Annotated in this window: 8 protein-coding genes, 11 tRNA genes and 2 rRNA genes (1 of these 21 only partly in view); all 21 read right to left on the reverse strand. The window is 48.1% G+C overall.

What is annotated here, in order from left to right:
* Nucleotides 1-244: 244 nt before the first annotated feature.
* On the reverse strand, nt 245-2077 hold the full coding sequence (gene glmS / locus EI981_RS24950) for a glutamine--fructose-6-phosphate transaminase (isomerizing) (protein ID WP_127002849.1): 1833 nt from the start codon (nt 2075-2077) through the stop codon (nt 245-247).
* Between the two features lie 221 nt (nt 2078-2298).
* On the reverse strand, nt 2299-2484 hold the full coding sequence (locus EI981_RS29830) for a hypothetical protein (RefSeq protein ID WP_227011587.1): 186 nt from the start codon (nt 2482-2484) through the stop codon (nt 2299-2301).
* Between the two features lie 330 nt (nt 2485-2814).
* The gene (glmM, locus tag EI981_RS24955) at nt 2815-4155 is read right to left on the reverse strand and encodes a phosphoglucosamine mutase (protein ID WP_127002851.1); all 1341 of its coding nucleotides are present in this window, start codon (nt 4153-4155) and stop codon (nt 2815-2817) included.
* A 36-nt stretch (nt 4156-4191) separates the two neighbouring features.
* Entirely contained in the window at nt 4192-5568 is a 1377-nt protein-coding gene (locus EI981_RS24960) for a CdaR family protein (protein WP_162616265.1), read from the reverse strand.
* The gene (gene cdaA / locus EI981_RS24965; protein WP_127002855.1) at nt 5561-6394 is read right to left on the reverse strand and encodes a diadenylate cyclase CdaA; all 834 of its coding nucleotides are present in this window, start codon (nt 6392-6394) and stop codon (nt 5561-5563) included. Before cdaA ends, EI981_RS24960 begins: the two co-directional genes overlap by 8 nt.
* Before the next feature lie 287 nt (nt 6395-6681).
* Nucleotides 6682-7299 carry a zf-HC2 domain-containing protein gene (locus EI981_RS24970; protein WP_127002857.1) on the reverse strand — a complete coding sequence of 206 codons (618 nt, stop codon included), beginning with the start codon at nt 7297-7299 and terminating at the stop codon, nt 6682-6684.
* A 133-nt stretch (nt 7300-7432) separates the two neighbouring features.
* Nucleotides 7433-8029 carry an RNA polymerase sigma factor SigW gene (sigW, locus tag EI981_RS24975; protein WP_068778529.1) on the reverse strand — a complete coding sequence of 199 codons (597 nt, stop codon included), beginning with the start codon at nt 8027-8029 and terminating at the stop codon, nt 7433-7435.
* A gap of 276 nt (nt 8030-8305) precedes the next feature.
* On the reverse strand, nt 8306-11101 hold the full coding sequence (gene ppc, locus EI981_RS24980; protein ID WP_127002859.1) for a phosphoenolpyruvate carboxylase: 2796 nt from the start codon (nt 11099-11101) through the stop codon (nt 8306-8308).
* Nucleotides 11102-11489: 388 nt separating this feature from the next.
* A tRNA-Gly gene (locus tag EI981_RS24985) sits at nt 11490-11563 on the reverse strand.
* A 7-nt stretch (nt 11564-11570) separates the two neighbouring features.
* Nucleotides 11571-11647: transfer RNA gene (locus EI981_RS24990), tRNA-Pro, on the reverse strand.
* 26 nt (nt 11648-11673) lie between these two features.
* Nucleotides 11674-11750, reverse strand: a tRNA-Arg gene (locus EI981_RS24995).
* Nucleotides 11751-11753: 3 nt separating this feature from the next.
* Nucleotides 11754-11828 (reverse strand) — tRNA-Gly (locus EI981_RS25000).
* A gap of 5 nt (nt 11829-11833) precedes the next feature.
* A tRNA-Leu gene (locus EI981_RS25005) sits at nt 11834-11917 on the reverse strand.
* A gap of 35 nt (nt 11918-11952) precedes the next feature.
* Nucleotides 11953-12028, reverse strand: a tRNA-Lys gene (locus tag EI981_RS25010).
* A 6-nt stretch (nt 12029-12034) separates the two neighbouring features.
* A tRNA-Gln gene (locus EI981_RS25015) sits at nt 12035-12109 on the reverse strand.
* Between the two features lie 10 nt (nt 12110-12119).
* Nucleotides 12120-12195 (reverse strand) — tRNA-Val (locus EI981_RS25020).
* Between the two features lie 22 nt (nt 12196-12217).
* Nucleotides 12218-12292, reverse strand: a tRNA-Glu gene (locus EI981_RS25025).
* An 8-nt stretch (nt 12293-12300) separates the two neighbouring features.
* Nucleotides 12301-12376, reverse strand: a tRNA-Thr gene (locus EI981_RS25030).
* A gap of 3 nt (nt 12377-12379) precedes the next feature.
* Nucleotides 12380-12455: transfer RNA gene (locus EI981_RS25035), tRNA-Asn, on the reverse strand.
* Nucleotides 12456-12460: 5 nt separating this feature from the next.
* Nucleotides 12461-12577 (reverse strand): 5S ribosomal RNA (gene rrf, locus EI981_RS25040).
* Nucleotides 12578-12632: 55 nt separating this feature from the next.
* A 23S ribosomal RNA gene (locus EI981_RS25045) occupies nt 12633-15273 on the reverse strand (it continues 292 nt past the right edge of the window).

The following is a 15273-nucleotide window of genomic DNA, read 5'->3' on the forward strand; positions in this document are numbered from 1 at the left end:
CGGGAAAACAGGGGGAAAGACAGGGAGAGAGGCTTGGGAGGAGCTTGAGATATCATTCGAGAAGAACCCTACATTATCCTGCCTCCCCAATCTCCCGTCCCCTGAAACAAAAGAAAGCCGAGCAGTTGTCAGGAAATAATCCTGGGTCTGCTCGACTCTAATACGACTTTTAATTGCTCGTTACGAGTTTAAATTGCTGGTGAATTTGTTGGCTACAACATTTACATAGCTTCTAACTACTCCTCTACTCCACCGTCACGCTCTTCGCCAAATTCCGCGGCTTATCTACGTCGTTGCCTCTGGCAAGGGAAGCGTAGTAAGCGAGCAGTTGCAATGGCACGACGGACAAGGCCGGAGCGAGGATCGACAGCGTCTTCGGAATGGCGAAGGCCTGGTCAACGGATTTCAAGAGGCCAGCAACATGCTCCTCATATGTGAGTGCCAGGACATCGGCGCCACGGGCTTTCACTTCCTTAATGTTGCTGACGGTCTTCTCCAACACGGATTCCTGCGTAGCCAATGCAATCACCGGAATGCCTTCTTCAATCAATGCCAAGGTTCCATGCTTCAATTCGCCAGCAGCATAGGCCTCGGAATGAATGTAGGAGATCTCCTTCAGCTTCAACGACCCTTCCATGGCCACTGCATAATCCAAGCCACGACCGATGAAGAACAAATCTTTGTGCTTGGCGATGTGCTCAGCATATGCCTTGATGGCATCGACATTAGCAAGCATGCTCTCCACTTGTTCTGGCAAGGCATGCATTGCTGCGATGATATGAGCGATCTCGTCAGCCGTCTGGGTACCGCGAACTTGAGCCAGATACAAGCTGAATAGATAGAAAGCGATCAATTGCGACGTATATGCTTTGGTCGAAGCAACAGCAATCTCCGGACCAGCGAGCGTGTTAATGACATCATCCGCATCGCGGGCAATTGAGCTACCCACCACGTTCGTGATCGCCAGTACATGAGCTCCATTCGCTTGTGCTTCACGCAAAGCAGCTAGTGTATCCGCAGTCTCCCCGGACTGGCTAACAACGATCACCAAGGTCTCTGGGGTAATTAATGGTGAACGATAGCGATACTCAGAAGCGACGTCGTACATTACCGGAATTCTTACGAGACGCTCAATCACGGCTCCCCCGACAAGGCCAGCATGATACGCAGTTCCGCACGCCACGACGTGGACGTTGTTAATCGACCGTATCTTATCCTCGGTCAGATGCAGATCAGGCAGAATGATACGGCGTCCGCTCTCATCGATCCGGCCCAGCATCGTGTCACGATATGCCTTAGGCTGCTCATGAATCTCCTTAAGCATGAAATGAGCAAAGCCGCCTTTTTCTGCAGTGACTGCATCCCAATCGACATTTATCATTTCCCGAGAAATAAAATTCCCTTCAATGGTCATCAATTCGACAGCATCCTTAGTCAATACGGCCATCTCTCCGTCGTTCAGAATATACACTTTACGCGTATAGTTCAGCAACGCAGGGATATCAGAACCAATGAAGTTCTCACCATCACCAATCCCAATAACAAGCGGACTGGCTTGGCGTACAGCAACCAACTTCTCCGGTTCATATTCCGTCAGCACTCCAAGCGCAAATGCGCCACGCATATAACTAATCGCCTTCTGAACGGCCGCTACGATATCACCATTATACTCACGTGCCAACAGGTGAGAGATCACCTCAGTATCCGTCTCTGAGACGAATTCATAGCCTTGGCTGATCAACTCATCCTTGAGTTCCAGATAGTTCTCAACGATCCCGTTATGCACCACAGAGAACTTCTTGCTGTGATCCGTATGAGGATGAGAGTTCACATCAGACGGCTTGCCATGAGTTGCCCAGCGTGTATGTCCAATTCCAGCGCTACCTACCAATGGCGCATCCTCCAATTTGTGCTCCAAATTGGCTAGTCGTCCAGTCGCCTTGGTAATCTTCAACCCTTTGTTCGTATACACAGCGATGCCCGCGGAATCATATCCGCGATACTCTAGCTTCTTAAGCCCCTCAATTAATACCGACTGCGTGTCTCTCTTCCCGATATATCCAACAATACCACACATATTTATATAATCCTCCGTTCGAATTCTGCAGTTATGATCGCAAGCAGAATAAGCGGAAGACCAACCGCGCGGTATACAGAGACAGAACTATTCAATTATCAAAATGCAGGTTCTACGATATGAAAAATATGAAAATCACATCAGCCCAACGTTCTTTTTTCATGAATGTCCACTGTTGCTCCGTTCACCGCGGATTCTTCCGCTCCATCTCTTGCGTACACTCATGAGTTTAACTCATCGAAAATTAAACTATCCTGCATCCATCCGTAAGGTTTGTCGGAACAGTCGCCTATTCGTTTTGCCTTTACGGTTACGGTGTGATGCCACACCGGGAGGTCCCCGCCGAATATTTCGAACACCCCCACCTCGTCAGCTTGCATTTGCCGGTACAAGATTCTTTGCAGCATCACCCAGACAACCGCTCCAAATCTCTTCCCGCGCGAAACCAAGCTCTGGCGCTTATATTGCTTGTAACCCCACGATCCTCACTCTCTATACTTGAATATGCTTATTATATGCATCTGCGTTCAATTTTGCAATCATTCATCGCTCTCCCGAGTGACTATCCAGCTCTCCCCCCTCCAATTACAGGGCTATATACCAACTGTAGAGGGCCATAGAGCATTTGTGAGCAAATCCGAAATTATGACCTTACTGACTTTCATATGACGCAACAAAGCCGCCTCAGCAGCACTCTAACATCACTGCCTGGCGGCTTTACTCATTATAAAAATAGATTATACCAATTCCGTCTCTACTACTGCCACAATTTCCGCGACTAACTGTTCGATTTCTTCTTTGTCCGGTCCTTCTGCCATAACACGGATCAACGATTCCGTTCCAGATGGACGTACCAAGACACGGCCGTTATCGCCAAGCTTGCGCTCTACAGCCGCTACAGCTTCCTCGATTGCGGCATTCCCTGCATACTTGCTCTTATCCTGTACACGGACATTTACAAGCACCTGCGGATACTTCTTCATCACCTTCTTCAACTCGCTTAGCGGTTGACCAGAAGCCAGCAGTGTGTCTGCCAATTGAATGGCTGTCAGAATACCGTCACCAGTCGTATTATGATCGAGGAAAATAACATGCCCGGACTGCTCCCCGCCAAGATTATATCCCCCACGGATCATCTCAGCCATAACATAACGGTCGCCGACCGCAGTCTGTTCCGTATTCAGAGACAGCTTCTTCATAGCCTTGTAGAACCCGAAATTACTCATAACCGTCGAGACGATTGTACCGTCCTTCAGCTTGCCAGCCTGGTTCATCGCATGTCCGCAGATGCAGAGAATATAGTCTCCGTCTACTTCCTCGCCATGCTCATCTATTGCAATCAGACGATCGGCATCCCCGTCAAAGGCCAGACCAATATGGGCACCAAGACGTACAACTTCTTCTTTCAAAAGCTCAGGATGCGTCGAGCCGCAATGATCATTAATGTTAAGTCCGTTCGGTTCGGCACCAATTGTATGGACCTCAGCGCCAAGCTCTCTGAACAGTCTTGGAGCTAGCTCATAGGCTGCACCATTCGCACAATCAAGAACAACCTTCAAGCCTTCAAAGGAGTGGCTAATCGTCTTCTTCAAGTGCTCCAAATATTTTAGCTTGGAATCATAATCCACCGTAACCGAACCGAGCCCGTCGCCGATAGGACGAGGAAGCTCATCTGTCTCTTTATCCAAGAGTTCCTCAATCTTCAGTTCCGTCTCATCCAACAGCTTGAAGCCGTCGCTACCAAAGAACTTGATCCCGTTGTCCTCTACCGGATTATGCGATGCTGAGATCATAACCCCTGCATCCGCCTCGAGCATCCGAGTTAATAGAGCAACCGCTGGTGTAGTGACTACGCCGAGCCGAACGACATCCGCACCAATCGACAACAGACCGGCGACCAGAGCCGATTCCAGCATAACGCCGGAGATCCGCGTATCCATACCTATAACTACCTTCGGCTTAGCTGCCTGGCCTGTCAGTACATACCCGCCACAGCGGCCAATTCGATATGCTAATTCAGCTGTGAGTTCCTGATTTGCTATTCCTCTTACTCCATCCGTTCCAAAATACTTCCCCATGATTTTCACTCCTCTAGTAATTTGTGAAGCCTATAATTAACCCCCACTATCGCTTTCACTGTTATTCCCTATGTTCGATTCTGTAGCTCCGCTATCCCCTGTACCATTCGACGGTCCCGTATCGGTCCCATCCGTATTATGACTTGGCGGCCCTTCAGGATCTGTCGTAGCCGGATGCGAATCTTTCTCTGTCAACTCCACTTCGATCTCAAGCGCTGTTCCCGATTCTACCAATTTCACATAATTCGGCAACGTTACCTTTAAGGGCACGGAATGTATACCCGCGCCCATTTTAGATAAGTCAGCCTCAAGTGTGATGTCCTTCACTTTCAGTCCACTAAGCTGCTCACTCGTACCCATGACCGTCAGAGAGAGCTTCTTGTCAGAGGGCTGTATGAATCTAGCTGTGAGATTTGCGCCCAGATTAGTTAGCGAGATCGGTATATTATCGATTACCTTCTGTGAAGCCGACTCAACCTTGATCGTCACTTGCACAGAACTAGGCTCGATTTTCTCAAATCCTTCAGGCGGAGTCAAGTTCACCGTATATTTCGTTTCTGGGTTACCATTATAATTATTCAAATTAACGGTGACTGGATAAGCCGTAATCTTCTCCATAGCCTCTTTTGGCCCGTATACGACAACCCCTTTCACATCTGTATCGACACCAGCCAGTACATACCCCTCCGGAAGCTGCCCTGATTGGCGCACCTCCAATGGAATATTCTTATACGTCTTATTAAAAGGGATATCGACATCGACGGATTCCGGGGAAATCTCCGCGTTTCTCATCACTTCACCCTGTTTGTCATAGGCTACTAGCTTCACGGATTTTCCTTTGAGAGAATCATTCAGTCCAGTTATATCAACGATCCCCTGAACCTTCTGCAGATCATCGATCTCGCTCTCCGGCAGAGTGACCTTCACCATTTCCAATGTCGAGATCGGAGTTCCGACTTCAAAGCCTTTCTCTGGAACACCTTTAGTGATGATTGATACAGGTATTTCCTTCGTTCGCTTCTCTTCAATCGTGACTTTTACATAAGCTGGATCTATGGAGACAGCCTGCACACCCGGAGGTAATTCAGTCGTCAATGGCAAGGTAAATGTACCTGGTCCGACGTCCTTCAAGTTCAATTTTACTTTATAGTTAGAGAAGTTAGTCGTAAGATCGGTTTTTCTCCCCTTTACCTCCAACCTTACTTTGTCTGGATTCAAATCATATAGAACATACCTATCGGTATCAAAGCCCGTCACTTGGATATTAACATTATTAATAGCCTTGGGCTTTAGATCCGGTGTAGTCGTGACGATTGTCGTTCCACTATCGATATGCACCATAGCCCACAGAATAATACTGAAGACAAGTGCAATGATTTTCACAATATTGTTATGACTCAACCATTTATCCATTCTTCTTGCCAGCCTCCTTCGTACGCCAGAAGGACTTACGCTTGTCATTCGGGCTAGAGTCCGGGCCAAGCTCTTCATACAATTTGGAGATCAAAGATTCTTCCTTAATATCCCTTACTACCTGTCCATCGATAGCCAGTGAGATTTGACCCGTCTCCTCCGAGACGACGATCGATACTGCGTCACCTACCTCACTAATACCGATCGCGGCACGGTGACGCGTCCCCAGCTCTTTGCTGATGAATGGGTTCTCGGATAACGGCAAATAACAGGCCGCGGCCGTAATCTTATGCTCTTGAATAATAACCGCACCATCATGGAGTGGAGTATTCGGAATGAAGATGTTGATCAACAATTGTGAGGTGATGACCGATTGAATCGGAATACCCGACTCTGTATACTCGTTAATTCCTGTATTTCGTTCAAAGACAATTAATGCCCCTATTTTTCTACGTGATAAATAATTCAGCGCTTTAATAATCTCGCTAAGCTCACGGGCGAACTCTTCCTCATCTGCAATGCCCCGATTGAACAACTTCCCTCGTCCAAGCTGCTCCAGGGCTCGTCTCAGCTCTGGTTGGAAGATGATGAAGATCGCAACAACACCGAACGTGAACATCTGGTTCATTAACCATTTCAGTGTGTATAAATCGAACCAAGTACTAACCGCCCAGATCAGAACCAAGACAAGTAGACCCTTCAGCAATTGGATGGCCCTTGTCCCACGTACGAGCAAAATCAAATGATAAATGATATAAGTAACGATCAGAATATCAACGATATCCTTGATCCAGTCCTGCCAACCCATATTCGCAAAATAATCCATGGTGTAACCCCCGGTTATTCTTCTAATTCAAGCCATCTGACTGACTAGAAGACGCTTATGTATATCTTATAAGTCTGCTCAGATATACAGCAATGTATTAATCAACCTTATTGTATCTGTGAATTTAATTATTTCCCTAAACTCTAGGTTATAACGTTCCTGAGCCAGATGCAAGTTTGAAGAAAATAGGTTCATCCACAATAATAGGAATTTTTCTCTAATCGTTAAAAATAAAAGACGCCTTCTTCTAGAAGAGGGCGCCAAGACCGTTATTTGTTACTTCCTGCTTACCTATAGGCGACATCTGAAAAAGTGTTGCTGATTCTGTACCATAACCAGTCCAGAGCCTGATCGATACTCTTGACCTTGCCTGAAATATGCGCGGTCGAAGCTTGATAATAAGAGCCATCGACTACGGTCACATTCCCTTCGACATTTCCCAGAATTTCAGCTTTACCGTTCTCTACCGTAAGATTCCCTGTGATAGTGGCGCCCTCAGGTACAGTAACGACATTCCCGTTAATGACTACCTGATCCAGATCCCCTACCTTGACAATTAGTTGATTGTCAGCCTTCATTAAAGACAATGCACTGAACAGCATGACTACCAAGAAAATAGCTGCCGCCGTTAAGGCCGGATGTCTCTTAATGACCTGAAGCCATAGCTGCTGCTTGTGCTGTCTTGGAATCTCATTCATGATTCGGCTTACTAACGCATCTGGAGCAGAGATACGATCATGCCTCAATGTCGCGAACAACGTCATTTCCGTCTGTTCCAGTTGCTGGAACCGAGTACTGCATGCGGGACAAGCATTCAGATGCCCCTTAAGCTCCACGGCCTGCTCATGCGTAAGATCTCCGTCGAAATAATCATGCATTAAAGTGGAGGCATGTTTGCAATCCATATCAGCCATTCCTTTCAATATCAATACTATGGAAAAACCATACGCAGTATGGAAGTAGTCGTCCTAACATACATTACGTTGCGGAGCGAATAACGTTTCAAAAAACAAAATGAATTAAATTATTATATAATCCTTAAAAGACCGCCTTATGTTCCAGCTTCTTACGCAAAAATTCACGCCCCCGGTGGACCCTGGTCTTGACCGTCGTTACCGGCATGTCCAGAACGTCCCCAATTTCTTGAAGCGACAATTCCTGCAAATATCTTAGAACGATAACAGACTTATACTTGGCAGGTAGACCTTCAATCGCCTGATGAATCATCGCTTGCGTCTCTGACAAGAGATATTCCGATTCCGGCGTCCGCTCATCGCCAGGAATTAGCGCATAGCCATCCACACCCTCTTGATCATTCATACCTGCATCAAGATAGTAATTAGGCTTGCGCTTACGCAGACGGTCTATACACAGATTCGTCGCAATGCGGTAAATCCAAGTCGAGAACTTCTGTTTCTCGTCGTATCGGTTGAAATTCTTGTACACACGTAGGAACGTCTCCTGTACAATATCTTCAGCTTCATGCCGATTAGACAACATCCGATATGCCAAATGAAATATTTTATCTTTGTATAAGTCAACGAGTTCTGCAAATGCACCCTGGTCGCCTTTACGCGCCAGCTTGACCAACCTCGTATCAAAATGATCAACCACAATAATTTCCTCCAGATCCATGGACGGGCTCCATCAAAGCCTTATGCCTGTCCGGCTTTCTCCCCGATCTAGCAATCCAGGAAAAATCCCGTTCATCGCCGGTACTTCATTCAAATGTTAATTCAAGTGCTTGTAAAAAGCAATAGAATTAGCTCGATTCCAGGGACTTTATATATTAGAAATAAGTCTCTATCAAGTTCATCGGGTTAATACGATCTCACATATAAAAGAAACAAGCCGGACTCTCCCATCATATTAGGAGGAATCCGGCTTGAATTAGAAACATTAAACCTAGTATCAGCCCGTATTGCGAAGGCCAGCTGCGATTCCGTTAATCGTAAGCAGTACTTCACGAAGCAATAGTGCGTCATCCCGATTTTGTTCACGAGCAGCACGCAATTCAGTCAATAATTGTACCTGCAAATAGCTAAGCGGATCTACGTAAGGATTCCGCTGGCGAATCGATTCCTGAAGCGCTGGCGCATCATCAAGGATTTCAGGCAGCCCAGTAATTTTCAGGACCATTTCCTTGGTCAGATTGAATTCCTGTTCGATCTTACCAAAGACGCGATCTTTTACTTCCTGATCACTGCACATTCCGCTATACTCTTTGGCAATAACCAGGTCCGCTTTGATAATTGCAAGTTGCAGTGTATCGATCAAGGAACGGAAGAAGGTCGAGTTGTGATACATATCCTGCAAAACTTGCAGCTTCTTCTCATCGTCTTGATAGAAGTTATACAGGCTTGTTCCCGCAGCGTACCATGCCGGGAATAGATAGCGGCTCTGAGTCCAGGCGAATACCCATGGAATAGCGCGCAGATCCTCAAAGCGATCACTATTCTTACGCTTCGACGGTCTAGAACCGATATTCAGTTCGCCCACTTCGCCAAGCGGCGTAGATTCTTTGAAGAATTTCAAGAAGTCCGGATCGCGGAATACGAGATCCTGATATTTAGTCAAGGAAGTCTCCGAGATGCCAGCAATGATCTCATCCCATTCCTCTTCCTGCTGATTATTCTCATCATACAGCTTCGCGTTAATAGCTGCTTTAATTAACGCCGAAGTAGCTTGTTCCAGACTACGGTAAGCAATTCCCTTGAGAGAATAACGGGAGGAGATTACCTCGCCTTGCTCTGTAATCTTGATGCCTCCACCAATCGTCTCAGGCGGCTGCACCAGAATACTACGGTTAAGCGGCATTCCGCCACGTCCAAGCGCTCCGCCGCGTCCATGGAAATATTTGAGCTTCACGCCATATTTTTTGCCCGTTGCAGTGATTTGCTTCATCGCTACACGCAGCTCCCAGTTTGCTGTAACAACGCCGCCATCCTTATTACTATCCGAGTAACCAAGCATGATCTCTTGAAGATCATTCATTGCTGCCACAGACTGGCGATAGATCGGCATCTCGAATAAGCGGTTCATGATAGCCGGGGCTGCATGCAAATCATCAATCGTCTCGAAGAGTGGAACGGATTGGAGTGTACATACGACTGTGCCATCCGGATCTTTGTAGAACAGACCCACTTCTTTGGCGAAGACCATCACTTCCAGGATATCGCTGCCTGCTTCCGTCATACTTATCAGATAGCTGGTGATACACTGGGTTCCAAATTCCTTCTGCGCTTTGAAGATCGTACGGTACACATCGAGACACTCTGTCGTGCTCTCACTATATTCCTGATACGGTGAAGTCAGGGGCCGAGGATCATTCAACAGCTGCTCAAGCAGCACCAGCTTCTCCTCTTCCTTCAGCTCCGCATAATTGCTTGTAATATTCATCTTGGCCAAGATTTCGGTCATAGCTTTCTCGTGCTCCTGGCTATGCTGACGAATGTCCAGCGTGGCCGTATGGAAGCCAAATAGCTCTACCTGACGGATCATTTGGCTAAGATGCGTCTGCGCCACATAATCTGCATAATGATGTCGCAGACTGCGGTCTATAATTTTTAGATCAGCGATAAGCTCTCGAGCGTTCTCATAACGTTCCGAGGTCCCATCCTTGGATTCATCAAGAACATTATGGAGCTTCTCTGTCATATAGGATAATTTAATACGATACGGTTCCTTCTCATTGTGCCATTCTGGCGTCTTCTGGAGGGTAACCTGGAGCCGATCCTTCTGAATCGAAGCCATTAATTCATCCGTCACGTCAACAATCGACGTACTAAAGCTTAGATGCTTGAACATCCCGGCAAGGGCAAGCTGATACTCCCTAACGGCCATCTTGCGCTGCATTTTCAGAGTCTGCCAAGTCACTTCAGCAGTTACTGAAGGATTCCCGTCTCGGTCTCCACCGATCCAAGAACCAAAACGCAAATATTTGGGCACATGCCAGTGATGCTCCGGATAGTATTTGCTCAAGCAGCGTTCCAATTCCTGATATACATCGGGAAGCACATGGAACAGCGTCTCGTGGAAATAATACATTCCATTTCTGACCTCATCGAGTACCGTTGGTTTGCGGTCTCTCAATTCGTCAGTCTGCCAGAGCGTAATGACTTCATTCAGAAGCTTCTCTCTCAATTGTTCCCTTTCACGGAATGTAAGCGTAGGATTGTCAAGCTGCATTACATCATCAGCAATCCGCTTGTGAATATCTAGGATAGCCCGACGCTTAGCCTCAGTAGGATGTGCAGTCATGACGAGCTCCAGAGACATTCCCTCCATGATCTCCTGCGCTTCATAATAGGTGAATCCATGTTCCTTCAACTCTTTAACGGAAGCCTCAATAGAACCGCGCTGCACCGCCTCACCAGCTGAACGCTCATAATCCCGTTTGCGACGAATCCGATGATTCTGTTCAGCGATGTTGACCAACTGAAAATAAATAGCAAATGCACGGATTACTTGGTGACGAATCTCGGGTTCAAGAGAGCTTATCAATTGTTTAAACTCTTCATGCAGATCCGGTATGAAAACCGCCCGCAAGGACTTACTCGTCTCTCTGATTTTCTCGACAATATCCAGAAGCTCATTGCCGCCTTGATGCACGAGGACTTCTCCCAGAATATTTCCGAGGAATCGGATATCTCGCCTTAGTAGATTGTTCGAATTACTCTTGCCGGCGGTTACCGCTATTTCAGTCATATTTCTCCCCCATTTCATCCCTATTCCGTCTTTCTAAAGCCTTCCTAATATAATACAATAAACTTCTCTGAAAATCTTCACTTTATTTGTAAAGAATTCAACATCCGACACGGTTAAATAAGGTAAATCAGCACGAGCAAGAGTACGCATCGCTCCGATAATACTGTAAAGCGGTAAAATCAGAAGGTATAGAAATGCCTTCTCAAGGAAGCTAAGAACCATAAGTTGAACGCTTTAAAAATTTGAAGATTATACCTAAGCTCGCCATCCCAAACTGTTCAAAGAAAGAGCAACCACGATTCGACGGTAGAGCTTCTTGCGATATAGAATATAAATCCTACATCTATAACAAAAAACATCATCGAGCTGATGATGTTGCTGCTATTTATGGAGCGGGTGATGGGAATCGAACCCACGCTACCAGCTTGGAAGGCTGGAGTTCTACCATTGAACTACACCCGCAAAATGATGGTCGGGATGACACGATTCGAACATGCGACCCCCTGGTCCCAAACCAGGTGCTCTACCAAGCTGAGCTACATCCCGTGAAAAATGCTGTTATTTAATTGAAATGGCGCGCCCTAAGAGATTCGAACTCCTGACCTTTTGATTCGTAGTCAAACGCTCTATCCAGCTGAGCTAAGGGCGCAAATGGAGCGGACGACGGGAATCGAACCCGCGACCCTCGCCTTGGCAAGGCGATGCTCTACCGCTGAGCCACGTCCGCAAGTATGGTGCGCGTGAAGGGACTTGAACCCCCACGTCGTGAAACGCCAGATCCTAAGTCTGGTGCGTCTGCCATTCCGCCACACGCGCACAATCACACTATATACTCTAAAGAAAGAGTATACTGGTGAGCCATGAAGGACTCGAACCTTCGACACCCTGATTAAAAGTCAGGTGCTCTACCAACTGAGCTAATGGCTCATAAAATGGCTGGGGATATAGGATTCGAACCTATGAGTGACGGAGTCAAAGTCCGTTGCCTTACCGCTTGGCTAATCCCCAATAATTCATATGGTGGAGGCTAACGGGATCGAACCGCTGACCCTCTGCTTGTAAGGCAGATGCTCTCCCAGCTGAGCTAAGCCTCCATATGTAAACATTTAATAAAAATGGTGACCCGTAGGGGATTCGAACCCCTGTTACCTCCGTGAAAGGGAGGTGTCTTAACCCCTTGACCAACGGGCCTAAATACGTGGAGCTCTCAACCGGGATCGAACCGGTGACCTCATCCTTACCATGGATGCACTCTACCTACTGAGCTATGAGAGCTAATGGCTCCCCGAACAGGACTCGAACCTGTGACAACTCGATTAACAGTCGAGTGCTCTACCAACTGAGCTATCAGGGAACATTGCTTGGCGGCCTCCTACTCTCCCAGGACCCTTCGGTCCAAGTACCATCGGCGCTAGAGGGCTTAACGGTCGTGTTCGGGATGGGTACGTGTGGAACCCCTCCGCCATCGCCACCAAACGTTCAAGGTTAATCCTTGAAAACTGGATACGAAACTCATTTGCATTTTAGATTTTTGGATAAGCCCTCGACCGATTAGTACCTGTCAGCTCCATACATTGCTGCACTTCCACCTCAGGCCTATCAACCTCGTCGTCTTCAAGGGGTCTTACTAATTGGGAAATCTCATCTTGAGGGGGGCTTCACGCTTAGATGCTTTCAGCGCTTATCCCTTCCGCACTTAGCTACCCAGCTATGCTCCTGGCGGAACAACTGGTGCACCAGCGGTGCGTCCATCCCGGTCCTCTCGTACTAAGGACAGCTCCTCTCAAATTTCCTACGCCCACGACAGATAGGGACCGAACTGTCTCACGACGTTCTGAACCCAGCTCGCGTACCGCTTTAATGGGCGAACAGCCCAACCCTTGGGACCTACTTCAGCCCCAGGATGCGATGAGCCGACATCGAGGTGCCAAACCTCCCCGTCGATGTGGACTCTTGGGGGAGATAAGCCTGTTATCCCCAGGGTAGCTTTTATCCGTTGAGCGATGGCCCTTCCATGCGGTACCACCGGATCACTAAGCCCGACTTTCGTCCCTGCTCGACTTGTCAGTCTCGCAGTCAAGCTCCCTTTTGCCTTTGCACTCTTCGAATGATTTCCAACCATTCTGAGGGAACCTTGGGGCGCCTCCGTTACTCTTTAGGAGGCGACCGCCCCAGTCAAACTGCCCGCCTGACACTGTCCCCGCACCGGATCACGGTACTAGGTTAGAACTCCGACACGATCAGGGTGGTATCCCAACGGCGCCTCCACCGAAGCTGGCGCTCCGGCTTCCTAGGCTCCCACCTATCCTGTACAAATCGTATCAAAGTCCAATATCAAGCTGCAGTAAAGCTCCATGGGGTCTTTCCGTCTTGTCGCGGGTAACCTGCATCTTCACAGGTATTAAAATTTCACCGGATCTCTCGTTGAGACAGCGCCCAAGTCGTTACGCCATTCGTGCGGGTCAGAATTTACCTGACAAGGAATTTCGCTACCTTAGGACCGTTATAGTTACGGCCGCCGTTTACTGGGGCTTCGGTTCATAGCTTCGGGACGAGTCCCTAACCACTCCCCTTAACCTTCCAGCACCGGGCAGGCGTCAGCCCGTATACTTCGCCTTGCGGCTTCGCACAGACCTGTGTTTTTGCTAAACAGTCGCTTGGGCCTTTTCACTGCGGCCCCCTCGTGCTATTCACACTACCGGGGCACCCCTTCTCCCTAAGTTACGGGGTCATTTTGCCGAGTTCCTTAACGAGAGTTCTTCCGCGCGCCTTAGAATTCTCTTCTCGCCTACCTGTGTCGGTTTGCGGTACGGGCACCTTCACCTGGCTAGAGGCTTTTCTTGGCAGTGTGAGATCATGACCTTCGGTACTATAAATTTTCCCTCCCCATCACAGCCCAGCCTTATCGATGTGCGGATTTGCCTACACATCAGCCTCACTGCTTGGACGAGCATCCATCAGCTCGCGTCACTACCCTCCTGCGTCACCCCATTGCTCATAACGGCTTACGGTGGTACAGGAATTTCAACCTGTTGTCCTTCGATTACGCCTTTCGGCCTCACCTTAGGTCCCGACTTACCCTGAGCGGACGAACCTTCCTCAGGAAACCTTGGGCTTTCGGCGGATCAGATTCTCACTGATCTTTTCGTTACTCATACCGGCATTCTCACTTGTATGCAGTCCACCAGTCCTTCCGGTCCAACTTCAATCCGCATACAACGCTCCCCTACCCCTGATACATAAGTATCAAGCCATAGCTTCGGTGGTGTGTTTAGCCCCGTTACATTTTCGGCGCAGAGTCACTCGACCAGTGAGCTATTACGCACTCTTTAAATGGTGGCTGCTTCTAAGCCAACATCCTGGTTGTCTGTGCAACTCCACATCCTTTCCCACTTAACACACACTTGGGGACCTTAGCTGATGGTCTGGGCTGTTTCCCTTTTGACAATGGATCTTAGCACTCACTGTCTGACTCCCGGATAATAAGTCTATGGCATTCGGAGTTTGACTGAGCTTGGTAACCCTTGGCGGGCCCCGCACCCAATCAGTGCTCTACCTCCACGACTCTTCTTTCCGAGGCTAGCCCTAAAGCTATTTCGGGGAGAACCAGCTATCTCCGAGTTCGATTGGAATTTCTCCGCTACCCCCACCTCATCCCCGCACTTTTCAACGTACGTGGGTTCGGGCCTCCAGTGCGTGTTACCGCACCTTCACCCTGGACAGGGGTAGATCACACGGTTTCGGGTCTACGCCTACAAACTAATTCGCCCTATTCAGACTCGCTTTCGCTGCGGCTCCGTCTTCTCGACTTAACCTTGCTTGCAAACGTAACTCGCCGGTTCATTCTACAAAAGGCACGCCATCATCCATATAGAGGACTCTGACTTCTTGTAAGCACACGGTTTCAGGATCTATTTCACTCCCCTTCCGGGGTGCTTTTCACCTTTCCCTCACGGTACTGCTTCACTATCGGTCACTAGGGAGTATTTAGCCTTGGCAGATGGTCCTGCCGGATTCATACGGGGTTTCACGTGCCCCGCACTACTCAGGATCCGTCTCGGAGGGATTAGAATTTCGGTTACAGGGCTTTTACCTCTTTTAGCGGGCCTTTCCAGACCTCTTCGCCTACCCTAATCCTTGGTAACTCCATGTGAGACGTCCTACAACCCCAG

Source organism: Paenibacillus lutimineralis (genome assembly GCF_003991425.1).
In the GTDB taxonomy this organism is placed as follows: domain Bacteria; phylum Bacillota; class Bacilli; order Paenibacillales; family Paenibacillaceae; genus Fontibacillus; species Fontibacillus lutimineralis.